We start from the raw sequence: 21,682 nt of genomic DNA, 5'->3' as shown, positions 1-21,682 counted from the left end.
TTCTTCTTAGCCAAGACATTAGACGTTTGAATCACGCATTGATCTGGCCCACTTTAAGACGATAGGAGCAATGGGCTTCAAGCGAACACCGCTCCAAGCAGGTGTAGGCGTTTTTGAGTTGCTCCACTTGTCTTGACTTGGAATTGCATGAAAGCTAAAGTCGACGTTGTCGATTCGAATGTAGACAACTGCTCCATGATCCTTGTCAATGACCTCTGTCCACACTTGTACACCTGGAGGACTGAACTCACTGGCCCACCGCGCTAGCGTACCAACCTTTTGCTTAAAGGCATAGAATTTCTTCCGCTTAACAAAGCCTAGGAGTCGTTCTGCTTCGATCCATGCGTTCAGAACAACTGCAGCGGCAAGTTGATAGCGGAGCTCAGACTTTGAGAAACAAGGACACTTTAGGGCCGCTAGTGACTCGTTTACATCTGCCTCCGAGATTGAGATCGGAGGAGACTCAATCCGTCCCTCAACTATGGAACTGAGTAGGTCGATATTTGAAACGCCATTAGGTAGCTCTAATCCTCGCAGGAGAATGCGTATGTAGTCGTGGTAGCGACCTCCGAGCTCGTTCTTATCCATTTCAACGACTGACAAGACTCTGGCATTTTGTGGCAAATCGACTTTGTACTGGTACTTCGTATCAGCGAAGTACAAAGCAACTACTTGCTGGGACATCAAGGCGGCCGTTCGCGCCCATGCGTAAGCAGTTTCCGACAAGAAGCGATACCCCAGCCATAAGTTGTTGCCGTTTGCGAACATTGGCGCCACAGTTCCTGAAAGACGTGCGTTTGGGTAGTGCGTAAGCGGAATCTCCCAAGAAAGGTCTTCTACTATTTGTGCAACGATGCTTGCAGCTAGAAATCGAGATACAGCAAGATTCTCGAACAACCTTGGATTAATATCTTCCCATCGGCGCGCAAAGAACGCCCTCGCAATTCTTTCGAGTGGCTCTTGTCTGCTTGTGTGAAAAAGTGTCACAAACAAGCCGTCCGGAGTTGCGCACAAATCAAACCTATCTGAATACGATCTTGCGTGCCACCCAAGCCCGTCTGACTCAACGTGTAAACGATACCTATAGGTGCCATGCGTCGGTTGCCATTTCATGGACTCTAGAGTAATCAAGTACCCGGCACCATCAAATTCAATTACTTGGGGCTTGCCAATTTGCCTTTCATCGTAGTCTACTTGCGCAAGTACTGGCCACGGGTAAAGTTCGCGAAGCCATTTCTCCTCGGGGTCCTTCTTGCTGTGGCTCTGGAGCCAAACTGTAAACGAAACATTTCGCAGCTTCACAGGTACTCTGTCCTCGGTGATTAACCGAGAATCGGTGTTGCGAAATCATGTATGAGTTTTGGCATTTTCATGCGATGAGATACTTTTGTATGATGCTCGTGTATGGAGCAGCGTATTAGAAATTTGCTTCCAGAGCACTTCCGTGCTGCTTCAGCCACTCCCTCGCTTCTCTCTGTTTCGGGGCGTGCGTCTTTACGATCGTCCAAAAGTCCGGAGAGTGATTGAGTTCTTTGAGATGCGCTAATTCGTGTACTATCACGTAATCAACTACTGTAGGGGGAGCTTTCACAAGTCTCCAATTTAGAGTTACAGTACCTTTCGGAGTGCAGGATCCCCACCTGTATTTGGAGTCCGTGATCGATACGCGGCTTGGTAAAACTCCGAGTCGTTTCGCAATTTCGTGGACGCGTGGCACGAATCTCTCGCGAGCCTCGGACTTGCACCAATTGCGAAATACTTCTCGTGCACGCTCCCTACTTGAACTTGTAACAATGAATGACCCTTGAATTTCGATTGTCTCGTTGCCGCCCTTGCGAATTTCAAGTCGATATTCTCTGCCCATGTAGTACACAGATTCGCCTGAAACAAATTCAACAGGTCGCTTTTCATTGTCATACTTCAAGGGATGCCGGAGTTTTTCCTTTATCCATGACTTCTTCTTTTCGACAATACGGTCGATGGCTCCCTTTGTCGTACCCAATGGCGCATGTACCACTACGGAACGGTCCCGTTCGACGGTTATCGAAATGGTTTTGCGTTTTGAGTGTCGCGTTTCGTATGTGATTGTCATTGTAACTAGGCGTACGACAAAATGTCGCGAGAAGTATAGGCTTTCTCCATGAGCCGCGATCTAATCGGTTTCCAGTTATCCAAAACGTTGGGCAACTTGCTAAACCGCTCAGACAACAGTATCCCCTGAAGGTCGGCTTCAAGCCTGTTCTGTGAAGGAGTGCTATCCCAAAAGCCGATTAGTTTGGTTTCACGGACGATTGTCTCAACAACTTCGTGTGTGAGCTCGACTAAATTGTCTTCTTCTTCATCTGTAAATGTGTCATCGCCAAAACGTTTTCCGTAGATTTCTCTTGCAAGAATTCGGAAGAATGGCATGTGTTTCTTTCGGGTCAGCCCGGCAGGTGGCTGCGGCAGATTTCTTATTCTCGCTCTTAGCTTCTCTAGCTCCTCGAAAATTGCCTGCCAGTTGTCCTTGAAGTCTTGGAAAATGCGCTCTAGCGCCTCTGCGAAAGAAGCATATAGCTCTGGGTCGTCATTTATGTTCACTTCAATGTGGTGACGAATCGCATGTTCCACTTCAGCGGCTTTTGTCTTTGCCCGACTGCGCTTCTTGACGTTTTCGATAAACGAGTCATCAAAAATGGAAATAGGCGCGACCTTCTGTTCGATGCCTTTTGAAACAAGATGCGCATCCGTAATTCTTCTTAACTTCGCGGGGACGCCCTTCAAACTAAGACGGTCGTCGTTCAGGTGAGAAGCGGCAAGCGCATTAATCTCGGATAATGACTGATACTCGTTAAGATATTCGAGCGCTTCTTTGCGCGGAAACACTAAGTTCAAACTCTTTGTAAGCTTCTTGAAGGCCTCAAGATAATCATATCTAACGTCTTCGTCGTAAAAGAGGTCGAAGAAGGCATCGTGATCAGACAGGTTCGTCAATCCGTGCTTTGCAAGCATTTCTTTCAGGCTATTGCTTGCCGCGACGAGTTCATTTAGTTCTTCTGCTGGCGTAGACAAGCATTTCACGACCTCTGCCTGTTCACGCTCGTCGTAGCTCTTTATCGCGTCCTTCAAATGATGGCCGACACCTACGTAATCTACAACAAACCCTTTGTCTTTGCCTTCTTCACCTACGCGATTAACTCGGGCGATAGCCTGAAGCAAATTATGGTCCGTGATGACACGGTCGAGGTACATTACCTGCTCGATGGGTGCATCGAATCCGGTAATCAGCATATTCATTACAACCAGGATTCCAACGTCGCCTTTGACGCCTTCGTCTTCCGTGTCGAAGGGCAGTGTAAAGCTCTTAATATGTGTCTTGTGTTTAGATGAGTCTGCATGTTCCTTAATGTGCGGCAGATCGTTGTGGCCTCCCGATATCACAACTTCAACTTTGAGCTGCTTTAGTCGCTCAATGTTGATTTTGCGCGGGTTATGCTTTTCCAGTCCTTCTATCATGCCTTGCAAGGCCGATTCAAGAGCTTTCTTGTAGCGAACGGCGGCCTCTTGGGAAACAGCAACCACCTGTGCCTTAAATCCATTGGGAAAGACCTGCGAAACATAGTGCTTCACCATGTCCTTCGCTTTGGCTGTGATGGTTGGTTCAGCTTCAAGATACGCCAGGCGTGATGAATAGCCCAGAATTTTTAGGCGCTCGTCGATCTTGCAATCGCTGAAAACATCTTGAAAGTCCGTATCCATCGCTTCGGCGTCGTCAACTTCTGCATTGTGCGTTCTGCCTTCGTACACGATGGAAAGTGTTACACCGTCTTCGATGGCTTCCCGCATCGTATACTTGTCAATGTAGTCGCCAAACACCTGTTCGGTCCTATCGATAGGCGTGCCTGTATATCCGATTTTCGTCGCATTGGGGAGTGCTCGATCCAAGTTCGCCCCAAGCAGCTTGTATTGCGACCGGTGTGCTTCGTCTGTCATTACAAGCACATTCTGACTCGTGTTCAGCTCAGGGAAGGCCTCTTGTAACTCCCTTTCCTGAAACTTGTGGATCATCGCCATGATCAGGTCAGAAGAATCAGTCGGCAGCAACTCCTTCAATTTCGCTATCGAGTCCGCAGGCTTGACCGTGAAGCCGATACTCTGACTTGTCTCGCGTAACTGTTGTTCCAGCTGCGTACGGTCCGTGACAAAGACAACTTTCCATTTAGAAAGCTCAGGATGGCGGTACATTTCGCGTACCATGAACATCATTGTCAGGGACTTGCCAGATCCTTGGGTATGCCAAATAATACCACTGCGTTCCTGCCGGTTTGTGCCCGTCAGCAAACGGCCGACGGCTTTCTTGACCGCACGAAATTGCTGGTAGCGGCCGACGACTTTGATCAACTTGCCTTTGTCGTTGGTCTTGAACAGCGTAAACGTCCGTATCAGGCTAAGCAGGTTATCCTTGTCCAACATACCGGCCACCAAGCGTTGCTGGTCATTGGGGCTGCTGGCGCCGTGCTCCAAATCGTTCAGGCTTTTGGGGTAGGGATCGGTCCAGCGGTAGAAGTGGCGCTCTGTGTGCGTTGTGATGGTTCCAAACTTCGCTTGCTGGCGGCAGGTGGCAACAATGAACTGATTGAAATAGAAGAGCTGCGGAACGCCTTCTTTCTCTTCGCCTCGTTGTTGGCTGTAGCGCATCATCTGGTCTATCGCTTCGGGGATCGGTTCCTTGACCTTTGGGGATTTGCATTCGACCAGCACGACGGGCAGACCGTTCACGAAGAGCACGATGTCGGGAAAGATGTGGTGCTCCGTGGCAGGCACTCGAAACTTGGGCTGCGAAACAGCGATGAAGGAGTTGTTGTCCCTGTTTTCAAAATCTATGATTCGGACCGTGGGATCAGGATCGCCGGTCTTGCGATTTTCAGATACCGACATATTCTCCAACAGCATCGCCAGAATCCGCCGGTTATTGTCTAGCAACCCAGACGCTGTGTAACTGGTCAGCCTGCGAATTACGTCGTCAACCTGATCGTCTTCGATCCACGGATTGATCTTCTTCAGCGATTGCCTTAGTACAGGTTCGAGAATTACTTCGGAAAAATCGGTCCGCCAAGTATCTTTGGGCTTTTGATCTTTCATCTCCAGCCGTATTACGTCCCATCCCAATCCCTCAAGCTGTGCAAGAAACGGCACTTCGACGTGGTTCTTCTCGTCAATCTTAATATAGGCTGGCGTGCGGTCTACGCGGGGCATGCGACATTCTCCACATCTGCGGAACCACTTTGCTTTAGAAGATGCGTAACGGGGACCTTGCCGGATAGAAGGTCTTGCATGAGGCCTAACTTAAGTAACTGCAATTTGCCGAGCAGTACATGCTGGCCAGACAGCGAGGCGTCAAAGGTCGATAATCTTAGGCAGATCTCATGTTGTTCCGCAAGGCTTGGACGCGGAAATGAGAGATCCTTAAGCAGTCCTTGATTAAGGTTTATCATTGTAGATCCGACAGCGTGCGCAAGCACTTGTCTCTGTATTCGGTGATGCTTGTAGGTCATTGTCACCCATGTTGGATTAAGATTTGATCGTGCCATCCGCATTAGTAAGCATCCCGTTCCACAAATCCAGCCTTGTTCTCTCTCATAGATTGCTGCACATCTATCTAGCTCGCCGCGGCGGGCAAAGAGAACATCGTTCACTTCCACTTTGTGTCGCGAAAGATCCTTCGCGCGCTTAGGAGTTATGAGGGCAATAGACTTCAGGCTGATCTCGTCATCAAGCATATCTTGAGGCATTACAACCGGAATCCCTTCATCGACGTATTCATAGGAATGAAGTTGGCTCCCGAATGGTCCCGTTTGAATAAACCCTCCGCCAGAATTCAGATATGCACCCAAGGCATCGCATTCCCATTCTTCCGGAATCCTGCCCAGCGGCGAGTCCTTGAATTTGTGTGTGGCTTCAGAGCGGATGTTGCCGTGCTTATCAATCCCTTTCGTAAGCAGATCCTGCATCAATCCAGTCTTGATTCGCTCTTGCTTGGCAATCATCGCTTCTGTTTGCTCAATGGCTTTGTCCACGGTTTGAAGCAAAGCAGCAATCAGGGCTTGTTCTGACTCTTTGATTGGATATCTAACCAAAAACTGCCGCAACTCACGTCTAGTGACATGTTGCATCGTCGACCCGTGAGACGCATTCTTAAGTCGCGGCAAATTGTATTCAATCAGGTACTTTAGATACAGTCGGTCAACACCATCATGCTCCACGACTTTGAAAAGGTGCTGATTAAGGGCTGCCTTTCCGTGGGACCAAATCTTTAAGAAGAGCGATGCACTCCAGGAGAATATTAGATCGCCATTCTCGATAATATTTTCAATAGGCAATGTTCCACTATACCAATCACTAACTGAATCAAAATTCCGAAGTTGTTCGATTCGAATGATAGGCAGACCTTCCCTACTCCAATCGTCGGGCGCAAACGCGTATCCGTCAATGAAGTCAGCTAAATCGGTAATTGGACGCTCGTCCCAGTGTTCACAATCGATCACGGCCTGTACCCCAAATCCACAAAGACTTGTGCCATGCTTTCTTGAATTTGCTGACTGTTGTCAGCTAACGAGCCAAAGTCGAATGCATATTTTGAATACAAATTCTCACATTTAGAGACTAACGTTCTTATTGCTTCCGCGAGGTATCTGCCAAGCTCGGTGTCTACAAAATCATGCAGTTTCTTCAGAATTAGAGCTTCGCATTGATCAGCTGATATTATCCCTCCGATGGCTGCGAGTTGTACTTCAAGTCCTGCAATTCGAGCCTCTATATTCTTCTTGTCGCTTTCCAGTGCACTTATCTTTCTCTGATTCGCCCTCGATTCGGGATTCATCGTCGACAGTTCTTTATCAATTTGCAGCAGTAGCGATTCCAGTCCAATCTTTGTGTCATCAATCCCGTTTCGCTTGAACTCCAGCTTTTCCTCAAGCTCGGATTGCTTCTCCTTAATGTCTATCTTTAACTGCTTGATTGCACTTTCGCTTGTTTTGATTGCAGCAAGTTGTGTTTCAAGCATAGATCGTTCGGCAATGGCCGCCTCATCGGTCGAATCTTCCAGATCCTCTATCGTATCTTTTAGATAGCCCTTGACTACGGTCGCCGTCACCTTTTCGTCTTCGTCGGGTTCGTATTCTACGGCTTCGACTGCTTCCTGAAGAGTGGCTTCTTCTTCATTAAGCGAGGAGTCAAGTTGATCCAATTCGTCTTGCTCGGTCTGGAAGAACTCGCGAACTAGATAATCGTCCGGTAGCAGGATGTGCACCCAGCCGAGATTGCTGATCGTCTTCAAGTCGTAGCGAATTTTCGTCCACCAGTTGACGAACACACCCGCCGCTTGGAATTGATCGAGAACTCCCAAAGGAATCAACTTGTTTTTGATTTGGTCCAAGAGTTCCTTGCGAACCGTTGGCAGACTATTTCGGTCATTTTCAAGTTTCACGAAGTCCGCCTTCGCCACGTCCCACCACTCTTCAATCGCTGAATGCATGGCCTGCAGCGTTTCTTGGACTCCTGGGTCCGCATCAACCAATTCGCGGATCTTTGACTTACCATCTATCTCAGCACGAAACGCCAAATAGCCTTCCCGGTCCGGCTGAAAAATGACTTCGGGATTGAATTTGAATTTGTCGTATATGGGTTGGAGTGCCTCGACTTCTGGGATCGGCACGCCACCAATCAGATGCGCCTGCACATCTTCGGGTTCAGGATCAGGCGTATTGTCCACATATCGGCGAATGTTCAAGTTCAGGTCGTGCGTGTTGATTATCTCTTCCTTAGTTACCAAACGGGAGTATTTAGGAATCTCAAGCTTGTTGGTGAAGACGTAATCAATCTTCTCTACGTCTTCAGGGCGAAGCTTGTTTTGAACTTTCCCTTCACCGTATTCCGCGTCGGCATTGATGAACAGAATCTTGTCCTGCATCGTGTCCGGTTTGTTTCGGTTGATAACCAGGACGCAGGCAGGAATCCCGGTACCGTAAAAAAGTGCAGGAGGCAAACTTATGATTGCTTCGATGATATTGTCGTCAATTAGTAGCTTTCGAATGATCTTCTCTTTGCCGCCACGAAACAGAACGCCGTGAGGCATAATGGTCGCCATTCGTCCTTTAGACTTCAAGCTCGCCGCCATATGCTGAACGAACATCAAATCAGCCTTCTTACCTTTTTCAGGACAGAACTCGCGGAACCTGCTTTCAAACTTCATGTCTGTACGACTGTAGTTCTGCGAGAACGGCGGGTTTGCCAGCACGATATCGAATTTCTTAATTTGATTTCCGTCGAGATGCAAGGGATTCTGCAATGTATCATCGTTCTCAATAAGGAACTTCGTGATATTGTGCAGAATCATGTTCATCTGGCTGATTGACCAAGTTGTACCATTCGATTCTTGGCCGTAAAGAAAAATGTCTTCCGGGTTTTGCCCTTGCTCCTCGATATACTGATGTGATTGAATCAGAAAGCCACCACTGCCAGCCGTGGGGTCATAAATAGTCATTCCGGATTGTGGGCGAACCAGCTGGATTAACAATCGAACTACTTCGCCGGGCGTATAGAATTCGCCGCCCTTTTTACCGGCACTGTCTGCAAAGTACTTAATCAAATATTCGTACGCCGCACCGAGCAGATCAGGAAATTCGAAGTTTTCGTTGACCAGCACAAACTTCGGATCATTGAAGTGATCGAGTAGGTCTTTCCACTGACTATCACTAACTTTAGTCTTACCTTCTTTGCCTTTGCCCGATGTAAATACGATATTGGATTTCAATACACCGTACAGGGCATCGTTTGCTTCCTCGATAGCCGCCAATGCTTTGTTCAGCATTGCTCCAATGTCTTCCTTGAGGTGCTTTAGTGCGGGGACTTGCTTACCATTTTCGTCTACCCATTCTTCACTCCAGCGGGCGCGCTTGGGAACGAAGAACGTATCGCCGTAGGAAGTCTTGTCTTCGAGAAGTGATTCCAGCTTATCGGCAGGTAAGTGCTTGTACTGCCGGCGAAGTTCAGCTCGTTTTCGATCGAACTCGTCAGACATTCGTTTGATGAAAAGCATTCCGAAAATAAACTCTTTGAATTCGGAAGCGTCCATCTTGCCACGAAGAATATCCGCAGCCTTAAAGAGAAAGCTCTCCAGTTGCGAGAGCGTTATTTTATCTTGTTTCATTGGGTGAAATGGCAGGGCTTGAAGAAGGTGGGACCGTAACTCCTCAATCTACAAATACATTGGTGCTAATTCAACAGTTCACGGCATGTTGGGTGAATCTGAGCCGGATTGAATAAGTCTGGATAAGTTAGTGGTTTGAACGACCGGGAGCGTCGGGCGGCGTCGGAATTTGGGGCGAGGGCAACTCCGAGTTCGTCGATTCCCGCCCACTCTCTAAGCCTATAACTTACAGCATCTAAGGAGTCTATCCGAATTTTCGCTCCGGTAGGCCCCCTAAGGTCCCGAGGCTCGGGCCTTCATATTTGCCCTAGGACAAGTTTTCCCAGGCGGGAGCACGTTGGAAATCCGATCGCCCGAAATTGAACATCTTTTGAAGCAGACACTCTCCAACTGGGGTAAGAATCAGGAGAGGTCGCGACGAGAACAAAAAGAACGCCGGGCTATGAAAGTGCGAACATATCTTCGCACCTATCCGCAGAGAACAAAAAAAGCCAGCAGTAATACTGGCTTCAGTGTGTTGCTGTAGTTTTTAGCCACGACCGGATACAGGGTGGCCGATAAGCGAACTCTGTTCTACCGGCTGGCCGTTCTCCAATCGATCCAAGTACACTGCCGTCCATTCGATCATTCGAAACAGCTGTCCGTTGCAGCAAGGGAACCACATGTCGGCATGGGAAAGTGAAGGCAGATCACACACAGCGTTTACAATGTGTGGAGCTAGGCGGGATTCAATGGTCGAGAAGTCTTCGAACATGGGAGCCTCCTTTAGTTCTTGTACCCGAAAACACGAAAAATCGCAGGTGCGATTTAATAGGGGTTCTTCCATGCTAGAGACTTGGTGTTCGTAGCGGGATTAAAGGTGCAAATTCGTTGATTCAAAATCAAGGCGCGGTTTGCTCCCGTGGAAGGGGAAAAACGACGAGAACCTGTGTCTATGGGCTGAAAAAAGTTGAATTTTTTTGATTTTGGGATGAAAAATGGGCAATATTGCCTTGACAACCGGGAAAAATTGAGTATACTATATAGTAGGGGTCGGTATTCCGGCTACTGCAGTAACCGACTAAATAACTCGGAAGAACCACGGAATTCGCTTCCTGATAGACTCCAATAATTAGGGCTGTGCCGATTCGGCCGCCCGCCCATAGACTATAGACGAAAGACCGATCGACGACATGCATCATGTCCGTTCGGTCTTTTTTGTTGTGATTCCTGGCTGTTAGTAGCCGCACAACATTCGGGTGAGAACCCTGAATTAACCAAGGAAATTGAATGAAAAAAACCATTGAAGAAACCGCACTCGAACAGGCGTTGGCCTTGTTGAAAATGGGCGGTATTCCCGTCTTGTTTCCAAACTTCCACTACCTCTGTGATGGCGAAGACGTGACCGATATTATAAGCCGTCGAGAACTTGAAGCCTTGTTGATTCGCACGGGCCTGTTTACAGTCAAAGATCACTTAACAAAAGAACAGGCTAGGTTGTTAACCGGCAATCTGATTGGGCTGGGAATTCATCTTGATGAATGGCTGACCGCCCGTAATTTTCAGTCTGAATTAGCAAACTTAAAGAAACTGCTGAATGACGGCACGTTGTTCGACAACGATACACGGCTCCGCTTGTTTGTACTTGAACTTTTCAAGTTCCACCACAGTGACTTGATCGCTACGCATACAAAGAAACCGGCTGATACCAGCATTCATGTCAACAAGATACTTAACAACAAGGCAAACATCATCGCACTCATTAATCAGAAACAAAGGGAACTTAATGCCGCGCTTCAAAACAAGCAACAACACTCCAGCACATAAAGCCATACGCCGTGCTTCCGGCATACTTAGTAGCTTGGAAGCTGATAATGCCGATTTTGTGGCCTTGGATGACCGGCATCCGTATCTATATTGCCAAGAGCAACTGGTCAACTTGTATGACCATCACGAATTGATAGAATTTCTAACGCGGCACGACTACATGAAGCCGCAAACTGATAACAAGATGATCGTCACAGCGTGGATCATTTTTGAAGGACTAAGACGCTGCCAATAATAATGAATATGGATATGCTCGGCGCATGAAGATGATAACTTCCTTCCTTCGTGTGCCGGGTCTATGATCCGGCTTTTCTTAAGAACACAAAGGAAGAAAACATGAAGAAGAAAATATTGCATGGAATGGCGCTGATGAGCGCCCAAAGGACCGCGCACTACCTAATGGCCCACGGTCTAAAGTGCTACTGCGTAGCAGGTTGTTGGTACATTCTATGGTTGCCCTGGGAAAACAAGGCAATCGGCACAAGCGATACACAAGCAATCAAGCGCCATTTAGGACTTACTGACGGAAGGTTTGCCAGTGAAATCGCCTTTCAATGCCTGCTGCATCGCAGCATTTTGCAAGTTCCGCACGCACTCGCGCAACAATTCCCGATGCCGCAACCAGCGTTCGGCAGCAGATACGCGGGCAAGAAAGATATGCTGAAATGGCTAAGAACAATTCTGCCACTTATTCCCTAACTAAAGGAAATCAACAATGAAAACAAAAGATTTTGGATTGATAACGACTTTGAAAGCCAAGGGCCACCAATTCGTAGACTACTACGTGGACGACCTTGGACGAATCTTCTTCCGTTTCGATGACTGCCCCGAAATTAAGGCGATCGAAGACGGATTTTTCCGCAATACCCTGTCTGTGCGGGTGCAGGACTTTTTGAATGCACAGACCATGATGAAGACTTTGGTCTTCGATATTAAGAGAAAGGCAAATGAGAATGGCATTACCGTACGCAGTGGAAGAACCACTGACAGCTACCACACAGCATAATAATGATAACAAGTTTGATACCAACCCGGCGCAGGTGCTTCTGGTTGCGTCGGGATTACTACATAGGTTTGTTACAAGAACCGACAACTATGCCGTTCAACAATCGAATGGCGACTATTACCCGCAGAATTGCGAACTAACGCTTGTCGATCTGCAGAATCACGTCGCAGGCGACACAACTATCGGCATCTATCCCATTGACAAGGACGACAAAGTAAAATTCCTTGCCTTGGATATTGATGTCAACAAAGAACACACAGACAAGGTACTTGAGTACCTTCCCGCACTTCAGGACACCGCGTGCAAGCTGCTTTCGGCATGTGAAGACTTGGGCTTGCATGCATTGTTAGAATTTAGTGGCCGCAAGGGATACCACGTTATACTGTTGTTTGAAGAATTGTTTCCTGCGGCCCAGGCAAAACAACTTGGTCGTGTACTAATTTCAAAGATCGGTATGCTGCCCGACGGTTTGCATATTGAAATCTTTCCCAAACAAGATTCCATAAGTGGGAAGAAAGGGCTTGGCAACCTACTAAAACTACCATTCGCACTGCATAAGGTGTCTGGTCAGCGAAGTGAATTGCTTAATCCAACAAACTTTCAGCCTGTTGATGATCCGGTGCGTACTTTGGATGAAGTCCAGCGCAACTCAGCAATGGCGGTAAAGCGTGTTATTGGCAATTCGAAAGTCGACCATGCAAAGTTGCACGCTTCCAATTCCGGCATTCAATTGAATCAGCCAGGTCTAGCCAGTATGATCGAACACTGCCCAATAATTCGGATGTTCGAAGAGAACCCTTGTGGGTGGGACTATGACCCTTGGGTGGGAGTTGGCTCCAACTACTTGGTAAAAACGGGTGGTTGGGATCGATTTACCGAATTGAGCAAGCGCGAACCCGAGCGATTCAGCCAGGAGAAGCTAGATGACCTGTATTGCGATATCGCCGAAAACTGGAATGGCCCACAAAGCTATGAAACATTTGCGGATCAGGGCGTGAAGTTCGAATTGCCTGTGGGTGCTCCCAAAGCGCCTGCAGGTTGGGCTTCTAAGTATGACCCGATTGATAGCCCGATTGTGGAACGCAGCGGATGCTATGGCAAGATTGGAAAGAACGGCGATTTTATCATGCTGACGCCATTTACGATCGATGCTGGCGAACTGTTAATGCTGCCAGACGGCGATGTTTTGAACTGCACAATCAAACACATCTCCGGTCAGGAATGGACCGGGATTACTATCGAAAACACGGATTGGCACACGCGTGGAAAGTTCATGAAAGCAACCAAGCACAGCGAAGGAACTTTTCATGGCAGCGACCTGGACGTAATCGACGTCTGTCAGCATGTCATATCTAAGGTTGCTGTTAGAAAACAGGGAACCCGCAGTATTGGATTGCACGACGACATTTGGGTTGTTCGTGATCTGAATTTGACCGCTGCCGGTCAGATCAATCCGATGCAAATCATGCCTTTTGACAAAAGTTCGGATTCGCTTCATGCGCGTGTTAAATATTCGCAGATGTCTGATACTGACTATGCATCCATTATCAACACATTCTTCAACAATATTCTTGCCGTCAATCAGCCGGAAGTGATGCTGCCTATTCTAGGTTGGTTTTTCGCCGTCCCGTTGAAGCCACGCATCACGGACTTAGTCGGAAGTTTCCCAGCATTGTTCTGTTATGGTACACAGGGCGGCGGAAAGACTTCACTTCTGGAATTGATGATGTCGTTGCACGGTTACGATGATCCTGTTGTGTCTTCATGCACCATGAAACAGTTTCCGATGCTGAAACTGCTCAGTAGTACAAATGCAGTACCTGTCGTCCTAGACGAGTTCAAACCATACGATATGCGTGATGGCCAGGTAATGGACCTGACCAGAATGCTGCGCAAAGTTTATCGTGGAGAAATCGAAGACAAGGGTAATCCTGATCAGACCGTAACACACTACCACTTGACCGCACCGGTGGTTTTGTGTGGTGAATCCAAGGTAAAGGAATCAGCCGTTCTGGAACGTGTGTTGATTGCAGGATTCACAGATGAAATCAAGAAGAACAGTGCTTGCCAAACAGCATTTAGATCTTTGAAGGGTCTTGATCTTCAGGCTTTCATGACACAATATATTCCTTTCTGCTTGGGAGTGGATGTGGCAGCGCGATTGGCTGACGCAGAAAATACTGCAAAAGCTTTGTATGGCGACAAGCATGTCGCACCCCGCATTCAAAACAACATTACTGCCATGGTGTTCGGTTTGACGTTGATGCAAGACTTTGCAGCAAAGTACGGCATTTCGATGGCTGGGCAGATCGACCTGCAGAAAGCGATCGACATCCAAATCGAAGAAGTTACTGGTGCTGGCAATGGTCAAGTGAAACTTTCGTTTGACTACTTGCTCGAACAACTCGCAATAATGGCTGAAAGAGACTTAGCGAAACAGCATGTAGACTATGCGTTCGTAAACATTAGAAGTCTGGACTCGAGCAAAGAATATCTCGCAATTCACCTTAGGACTGCAGCGCAAGTATTTGCTGCAAATGCCAGTCGAATTGGTTACGACGGTGAAATAAGTGACTACGCAGCCTATCAAAAGCAGCTTGATTCGCGAAAGGAATTTGTCGTTAAGACAAACCACCCCGTAAGATTCAAGAATGATAGTTATGGCAAGAAGAGTGCGCCGAAGAAATGCATCATTGTTGACATAGAATTGGCAACGACGCTTGGGCTGGATCTATCGGGCTTTGAAGCAATCAGCAGATCGCTTGCAGACGACGACGAAAGTCAAACGCCGAATAAGAAAACGCCAAAACAAAAACCTTTTGATAATAATTGTAACCTGTTTTCCTAAAATGTAACCTTCATGTAACCTGATTGTAACCACGTAAGTGGAGTAGAAATAGTAATGTAACCTTGTAACCTTTTTAGAACGATACTCTCATTATAGAAAATTCAATTCACTAGATTCAATGCTGAATACGACGATCAAAAAATCATTTATAGTGGGGTGTGTATCGCAAAAATTGGTTACATGGTTACACGTTAGAAAATACTCGCCTTACGTTGGTTACATGCTGGTTACAAATTCAAAATCCAGGTTACATTTCTGAATGGCAAGACTGCGCAAGAAATCACGAAAGAATATTCATGACAACATCCACACTAAACCCCACAACAAAAACACTAAAACAACTCGGATTCAGGCGAAAGTCAGATTCGATTCAGCATTTCTTTCTGCCTCATCGACCGATCGAAAACAACCGGAAGACAATAAAACCAGATGTCGACTACCCAATTCATGATGAACGTGTGCCACAAGCTCCCAACTTCACTGGTATGTGGTTGGACCACTGGTCGCATTGGGGTGATGTTAAGAATCCAGTAGGTTCGCCGTTGGAATCGGGTGCCTAAGATGCATCCAATCTACTTACCCTAAAAAGCCTTGACCAAATCGGTCGAGGCTTACTTTTTTCCAAATCTATTGGGAAGTGGCGCCAGATGCGACGCAGTCAGTCCATTGCTGCCACGCTTGTCCTTTCTGCCCGTGACAACCAGCATTGATTGACCTGGAATCAGATGACCAAACTTCTCCTGCACGTCCGGAAAGACCGTGACGTTCAATAGTCCGGATTCATCTTCGAGGGAGAAGAAAATGACTCGTTTGCCGGACTTAGTTGGTGGTGTGTGTGGTCGTATTACAACTCCGGCTGCTGACAGAATTGTTTTGGAATCTTGATTGGTCTTTACTTCTCTGCATGTCTGAATCCCCCGCTTCGCAAGTGACTCCCGCCAGAAAGAGATAATATGCCGATCTGGTGAAAAGCCCAGAACGCGATGTTCCTGCATTGAACGCGTGAAGGCATCAAAGTCCGGTCTGCGTGAAATCACCGGTTCAAGATCCAAGGCCAGCGTAAGCTTGCCCGTATCAATCGGCGGCAGAATTGTCCCTAAGCTGAAAAGTAGTTCTTTGCGATTCTTGTGAAGCGAGTCAAACGCACCTGACAAAACAAGGTTCTCCAGTAGGTCGCGATTCAGTCGAACGCGCCGTACAAAATCACCCCACGAGACATACGGAGCTGCACCAGTTATTTCTTTCGCTTCCGCCTCGTTCATTCCCGAAATCTGCAATAGCCCAATTCGAATCGCCCCATTTTGGACTGTAGTTGTGGCACCACTGCTATTACAATCCGGTCCCAAAACGGCAATTCCCCTTCGCCTGGCTTCATTCATCAACGTGGCAGCCGGAAAGAACCCCATTGGTTGATGATTCAGTAGCGAAGCGTAGAATTCAGCTGGATGATGTTGAAGTAGATAGGCTGTTTTGTAACTCGTATCCCCAAATGAAGCTGCGTGTGCTTCACAAAAGCCATATCCTGCGTAGCCTTGAATCCAAGTAAAGACTTTCTGCGCCAAATCTGGTTCAACACCGCGTTCAATGGCCTGTTTCACAAACTGTTCGCCTAATTCGGCCATCTTCTCATACGATCGATTGTGAGAAATAGTCCTGCGTAAGACATCGGCTTGGCCGGGTGTGAACCCAGCTAGTTCTACTGCGATACTGATTACCTGTTCTTGGTACAAAACGACGCCGTAGGTGTGCTCCAGAATCGTGTCGATAACTGGATGAATTGTAGTGACCGCTTCCGTGCCATTTCGACGCCTGACAAATGGTTCGACCATATCACCTTTTAGTGGACCTGGCCGAATCAACGCGACGGCAGCAATGACGTCTTCAATGGTTCGTGCTTGCAGTCTTGGTGCGAGGGATTGTTGTGCTGGGCTTTCATTTTGAAATCCACCGGTGGTTTCTCCAGATCGTAGCAGTTCGAAGGTCTTTTCATCATCAAGTGGGATTTGGTCATACTCAAACTTGGGCGAATGCTGCCGAACCATTACTGCCGTATCTTCGACTACGCCTAGCGTAGGCAATGAAAGCAAATCAAATTTGACCAAGCCGAGATCTTCAACACCATCTTTGTCATAATGCGAAATCAACATGCCGTTGGCTGCACGCAGAAGTGGCGTGATTCCCTGAACCGGCGCTCCTGTTATCATTACGCCGCATGGATGTGCAGAAATGTGTCTTGGCACATCATCCAAGCCCGCGCAAAGTTCAAACAGAAGTTCGAACTTCTTCTTGTCAACCTGCAAAGATCGTATTTCAGGCCTACTATCGAGTGTAGAAGCAATCCGTTTGGCAGAAAGCGCCCAATGGGAATACCTGGCCAGCTTGTCAATATCCTCTGTTTCAAAGCCTAGTGCTTTTGCAACGTCCCGGATCGTGCCCCGTGCTCTGTATCGATTGAAGGATGCCACGCCTGCGACGTGTTCTTGTCCGTACTTGCCAATGACATATTGAACTATCTCATCGCGGTACCGACGGTCGAAATCAATATCAATGTCTGGCAGCGATTCCTTTCGTTCCGGGTTGATGAATCTCTCAAACCGTAGGTTGCGCTCGAAAGCATCTACCTTTGTAATGTCCAGACAAAAGGCCACAACAGAGTCGGCTGAACTGCCCCGCCCTGCGTATCTGACGCCTTTTGACCTCGCAAAAGTCAAGAGGTCATGGACGATCAGAAAGTATCCTGCAAAACTTAAATCCGTGATGACACTAAGTTCGTATTTGATCCGCTTGTCGAGCTCATCATTGATGCTGCCGTATTTTCTTCGGGCACCAGCTTCTGTTAACTTGTACAGTTCGCGGATTGAAGCATCTTCAGAAATGCTGCCAAACCGTGGTCGATACAACTCGTCATTCAATGAGTAATTCTCGCAGCGATCAGCGATGGAATGAGTCATTTCCAAAGCCTGTGGCATGTCTGCAAACAGTCTTGTGAAAGCTATAGGGCTTTGCAAATAACCGAATCCATTGATTGGTCGTTCAGGATGCGGGTCGTCCAGTTTAATTAGGTTGCGAATGCAGGATAGCAAATCGAAGATGCGATATTGATTAGGACGTGCGTAGTGAACAGAGTTGCAGGCTACGACTGGGATTCTCAAATCCGAACAAAGGCTCGTCAGTCTTGCGTTGAATTCCTGCTGCATTGGTTGTAACGTTCGTTCTATGCGCACGAAAAAATCTGCGCCTAGTCTATTTTGCATACCACGGAGCCTGGCTTCTGCCCTATCTATGCGTTGCTGATAAACCCATGATGCGAATGGTGCATCATTGCCACCCGCAATCAGAATCAAGTCATCTGCGTCATCAAGAAGACGATCTTCCTGAAGCATGGGCTGACGCCGTTCATTTTCCAGATGCGATTCCGTAACTAACCTACATAGAGAAGCAAAACCCTTGCGCGATTTGGCAAGGGCGATTACTCTGCCGGTGTTTAATGTAAGTTCTAACCCTAGTATCGGTCGCACTCCGTGGCGTTTGCATAACCCAAGAAACTCCGGAACTCCGCACAAGTGGTCTACATCGGTAAGCGCAAGCGTGTCATAACCAAGTTGGGCAGCAACTTTGACAAGCTCTTCCAACCGCGATGCGCCATTCAGAAAGCTGAACTCGCTGCGAACCATAAGTGGTACGGGTGATCTCATGCTGACTTGGCAAGCCAATCTCCGGAGTTAGGGTTGCGGCACAAAAGTATGCGTCGTTGATTCGTCAGTACAAGAAAGAACTCCCGTGCTACTTCCGTCTCCCACCAGCGTCCTGCTTCCCACCAATGATCTAAGACGCAGATTATCAGCTGTGATTGACCACGCCAGAACAATGAATTTGGCGCACCTGAAGAACATGTGACGTTCACGGGCTCCATGTTACGGTAGGGTTAGTCCGCGTGATTGATATACTAGCTGTGCAAAACGCGGCCGTTGGCGTGCATATGCAGTGCTTCCGGAAACCAATGAATCAACTCCGTACCGAGTGTGAAGTTTGTTTTGTGTGCGTTCAAGCTGTTCGTCAGTGTTGTTTGTTAGGGACTTTTCCCAAAGCAAGTCTTGGGTAACTTGTCGGGGAAGTAATCCAAGGACTTCAACCCAAATGCTCTTTAGGCTTTGCTGTATGCCGTCTGGCAGCAAATCAAATAGGATCTTTGAAAGTCGCTCTTCACTTAGAACTCCATGCGAGAGTCTGTGGTCAATTTCGTGCTTCTTCGTTCTAGTTTTGTAGGATATTCGTAAACATGAGGTCTGCATGGCAGCTTCTGTGAGTTGTGTGACAATTTCCCTTGCGACTTCTTTTATCACCCGTTGACGGGCAAATTCATCTGATTCTGCAATGTCCAGGTGAGCTTCAATCTTACGGGGTGGAAAGCTGGGTCGAACGGGTTCTTTGTGCCTGGTCAAGCACTTCAGCACAAAGTTCCGGTCAAATCCGAGATGCGATTCTAGAAAACCTGAAGGCAAAGCCATGACTTGCGCGACTGTATGGATGTCGAAATGGTGGAGACGCTCCGTAACTCGTTCTGGCAAAGCCATAGACTCGATTGGTAGCTTAGACAGGACAAGAGACTCCATCGCAGGAGTGATAAACTGGTTGTGCCCACGAGCAAGCCAAGCCATCCATTTGTCCGCGCCTCCGCCCCAATTGATATTAAGGCCCGTTGTCTTCGTCAGCTCTTCATTTAGACTTCGAACCATCGTATCTGCGTCGCCAAACCGCTTGATGTCCTTCGTAATATCCAAGTAGCCATGATGAAGATCTGTGGTCTGAACCATCGGCGTGAATCCGGCGACCTTGGACCACACCTGATCGAAACGATCTGAATAGTCTTCTGGCCGAAACTCCTGAACTTCGAGACCTGGACACCGTCTTCGTGCCAATCTGACGGTATCACCAGCCCGAACTCCGTGCCAGGCCGCTTCATCTGATGCTTCAAGGACGGTTCGGTTCCTAATCACCACGAGCTTCTGGCTTGGTTGCACTCCGTACAAGTAGAATCTCGGAAATATAATAAAAACAATCATCAGGGTGCCATAATTTATTCATTTGTTCAATGAATATACGGAGCAATTTGGCATGAGTCAAGGGATTAAAGAGCATGCTTTCACGAAAAGCCACGGCTTCTACATAAACCCCACCAGTATTTCTATCCGCCTAATACCCTAAGAATCATTCCGAACCTGGTCTCGAAACCGAGTTCGGAATTTTTTTGTTGGTTTTTCTATGTCCCTGGGTACCCCCTAATGATGTCCCGAAATCGTGTAATTGTTACTTTTTTTCGTGTGACTTCAAAAATAAAAGAAGACCTGTAGATTCAGGTCTTCTTCAGTCTCAAAAGCTCTTCATGACGCATCAGAACTTCTATTTTTTTTCGCCTGAAAGAAAGGGTATTGCAGAAGCTATTGTTGTATCGCATTTGCATGCTAACACAGTGTTAAAGTTCTTTGTCAACACTCTTATCCGTGAATCTGCCTTTTCTATTGTTTCGCGGGCCCAGCCGAGAGAATCACTCTTGGACTGGACTAACTCGACCATACGATTGTAATTCGATATCTCTTCATCCGAAACTTCCTCGTAGACAGGCCACGTTTGGTTGAAGGAACCAAACTCCTCTCTGAGTTTAACCACAGAATTATCGAGCCGTCGCACGCGAATCGTAAACCATCCCGTCGATTCAAAAGAGGATTGTTTTGTAATTAGTACCGCATGTCGATCAGAAGGCATCCTTCCAAGATATGTCTGCTCCGGCAGCGCAATCTCGTATTGACGATATCCTGTATTTGCAATCATATATGCCGTCAGTGACTGCGAGTTTATTGGCTCCAGGTGTGAATTTGACATTTCTCGTTCAAGCCGAGGCAAGCAAGCTTGGGCATGACCTTTGGCGGCCACTTGCTCCTGAATGCTATTTGAAATATTCACAAGGGAGCTTACAAATGTCATACGACCTGTTTTCAAACCAAGATAACCTTGTCCCACCGCCGAAACTGCGCTCAAGTTTTGATCAGATGCCCATACACGTATCGTGTGCCAGAACATGCTGTCCAAAACTGCTGGATGTTTCACTGCCAGCGCGCTTCGAATTCTTAACCCACTAGGTGTTGGATAGCACTGAGTAGCTTGCTCTTTGATTACATCCCAGCCTACTTTCTCAGCATTTCTTGAATCAAGTAGCAAGTCTATGCCGTGAAGAGTAAGGCTATCGCAGATATTCTTTTGAAGTCTGGTGCTAACTTTCTCGAGAATCTTATCAAATCGCCCCCGCTGTGCCTCCTTCTCCAGAGATGTGTTACTACCTCCGCATGCTGAGAGAACACTTATCACGGCAATAATCAAAACTGCAATTTTTCTCTTCACACTTGACAGCGTCAAGATCGTCAAACGAGTGACGAGACAGTCATGAATCCAAATGTGCATAAGAAGCTCCTTCTTGATCGGTATTTCTACGAGACTCTATTAATCCCGTTATCCGCCTCTTATGCCACAGTCTTAACTTTCAGACAAAAAAAAGACCTCTGGCGTCTTGCTGGCGGCTACCTACTTGTCCTACCAAGCGGGAAACCTGCACAACTCAACAACCAGAGGCCAAATCCCTTGTGTGGGAAATGGCCGCCAGCATGATAACAAGTTGTACAGGAATCCAGTAAGGATCCCCGCTTGGTAGGACGCCAGAAGATACAAAGGAACTGTGGGGAAGTCAAGCCCTCATAGGTGCTTCAAAACCGCCTTCAGCACCTTCGATAGCCCGGTTAGAAGTCCCTTCAGCAGTTCGCCTCTATTTGCCATTCAGTGAATC

Annotated in this window: 14 protein-coding genes; 6 read left to right on the top strand and 8 right to left on the bottom strand. The window is 47.4% G+C overall.

The features are described 5' to 3' along the window. Positions 1–18: 18 nt before the first annotated feature. The 5 genes from H6507_00425 to H6507_00405 form a co-directional block, all read right to left on the bottom strand. The gene (locus H6507_00425) at positions 19–1,302 is read right to left on the bottom strand and encodes a hypothetical protein (protein MCB9367567.1); all 1,284 of its coding nucleotides are present in this window, start codon (positions 1,300–1,302) and stop codon (positions 19–21) included. Positions 1,303–1,417: 115 nt separating this feature from the next. Beyond that, positions 1,418–2,092 (bottom strand): M48 family metallopeptidase, encoded by a 675-nt coding sequence (locus H6507_00420; GenBank protein MCB9367566.1) that lies wholly within the window; start codon positions 2,090–2,092, stop codon positions 1,418–1,420. Between the two features lie 5 nt (positions 2,093–2,097). Beyond that, on the bottom strand, positions 2,098–5,235 hold the full coding sequence (locus H6507_00415; protein ID MCB9367565.1) for a type I restriction endonuclease subunit R: 3,138 nt from the start codon (positions 5,233–5,235) through the stop codon (positions 2,098–2,100). After that, the gene (locus H6507_00410; GenBank protein MCB9367564.1) at positions 5,223–6,524 is read right to left on the bottom strand and encodes a restriction endonuclease subunit S; all 1,302 of its coding nucleotides are present in this window, start codon (positions 6,522–6,524) and stop codon (positions 5,223–5,225) included. Before H6507_00410 ends, H6507_00415 begins: the two co-directional genes overlap by 13 nt. Further along, on the bottom strand, positions 6,521–9,187 hold the full coding sequence (locus tag H6507_00405) for an N-6 DNA methylase (protein ID MCB9367563.1): 2,667 nt from the start codon (positions 9,185–9,187) through the stop codon (positions 6,521–6,523). The genes H6507_00410 and H6507_00405 overlap by 4 nt, the downstream gene beginning before the upstream one ends. A 1,269-nt stretch (positions 9,188–10,456) precedes the next feature. On the opposite strand from H6507_00405, the gene H6507_00400 reads away from it, so the two are divergent. The 6 genes from H6507_00400 to H6507_00375 all read left to right on the top strand — a co-directional run bounded on the left by H6507_00400 (position 10,457) and on the right by H6507_00375 (position 15,407). Next, a complete protein-coding gene (locus H6507_00400; protein ID MCB9367562.1) occupies positions 10,457–10,993 on the top strand; it encodes a hypothetical protein in 537 nt (178 codons plus the stop codon). A gap of 34 nt (positions 10,994–11,027) precedes the next feature. Then, positions 11,028–11,228 (top strand): hypothetical protein, encoded by a 201-nt coding sequence (locus H6507_00395; GenBank protein MCB9367561.1) that lies wholly within the window; start codon positions 11,028–11,030, stop codon positions 11,226–11,228. Between the two features lie 101 nt (positions 11,229–11,329). Next, positions 11,330–11,692, top strand: coding sequence for a hypothetical protein (locus H6507_00390; protein ID MCB9367560.1), 363 nt, complete (start codon positions 11,330–11,332; stop codon positions 11,690–11,692). Positions 11,693–11,708: 16 nt separating this feature from the next. Beyond that, complete coding sequence (locus tag H6507_00385; GenBank protein ID MCB9367559.1) at positions 11,709–11,999, top strand: hypothetical protein; 291 nt, start codon at positions 11,709–11,711, stop codon at positions 11,997–11,999. Then, the gene (locus tag H6507_00380; protein MCB9367558.1) at positions 11,947–14,847 is read left to right on the top strand and encodes a hypothetical protein; all 2,901 of its coding nucleotides are present in this window, start codon (positions 11,947–11,949) and stop codon (positions 14,845–14,847) included. Before H6507_00385 ends, H6507_00380 begins: the two co-directional genes overlap by 53 nt. Positions 14,848–15,143: 296 nt before the next feature. Beyond that, entirely contained in the window at positions 15,144–15,407 is a 264-nt protein-coding gene (locus tag H6507_00375; protein MCB9367557.1) for a hypothetical protein, read from the top strand. Between the two features lie 51 nt (positions 15,408–15,458). On the opposite strand, the gene H6507_00370 is transcribed toward H6507_00375, so the two are convergent. The 3 genes from H6507_00370 to H6507_00360 all read right to left on the bottom strand — a co-directional run bounded on the left by H6507_00370 (position 15,459) and on the right by H6507_00360 (position 21,303). After that, a complete protein-coding gene (locus H6507_00370) occupies positions 15,459–18,521 on the bottom strand; it encodes a DNA polymerase III subunit alpha (GenBank protein MCB9367556.1) in 3,063 nt (1,020 codons plus the stop codon). A 240-nt stretch (positions 18,522–18,761) separates the two neighbouring features. Further along, positions 18,762–19,844 carry a hypothetical protein gene (locus H6507_00365; GenBank protein MCB9367555.1) on the bottom strand — a complete coding sequence of 361 codons (1,083 nt, stop codon included), beginning with the start codon at positions 19,842–19,844 and terminating at the stop codon, positions 18,762–18,764. A gap of 403 nt (positions 19,845–20,247) precedes the next feature. Beyond that, a complete protein-coding gene (locus H6507_00360) occupies positions 20,248–21,303 on the bottom strand; it encodes a hypothetical protein (protein MCB9367554.1) in 1,056 nt (351 codons plus the stop codon). Between the last annotated feature and the right edge of the window lie 379 nt (positions 21,304–21,682).

It is taken from the genome of Calditrichota bacterium, assembly GCA_020637445.1.
Lineage (GTDB): Bacteria > Electryoneota > RPQS01 > RPQS01 > RPQS01 > JABWCQ01.
Note: the sequence above shows the minus strand (reverse complement) of the source record. Positions and strands in the feature narration are given on the sequence as shown.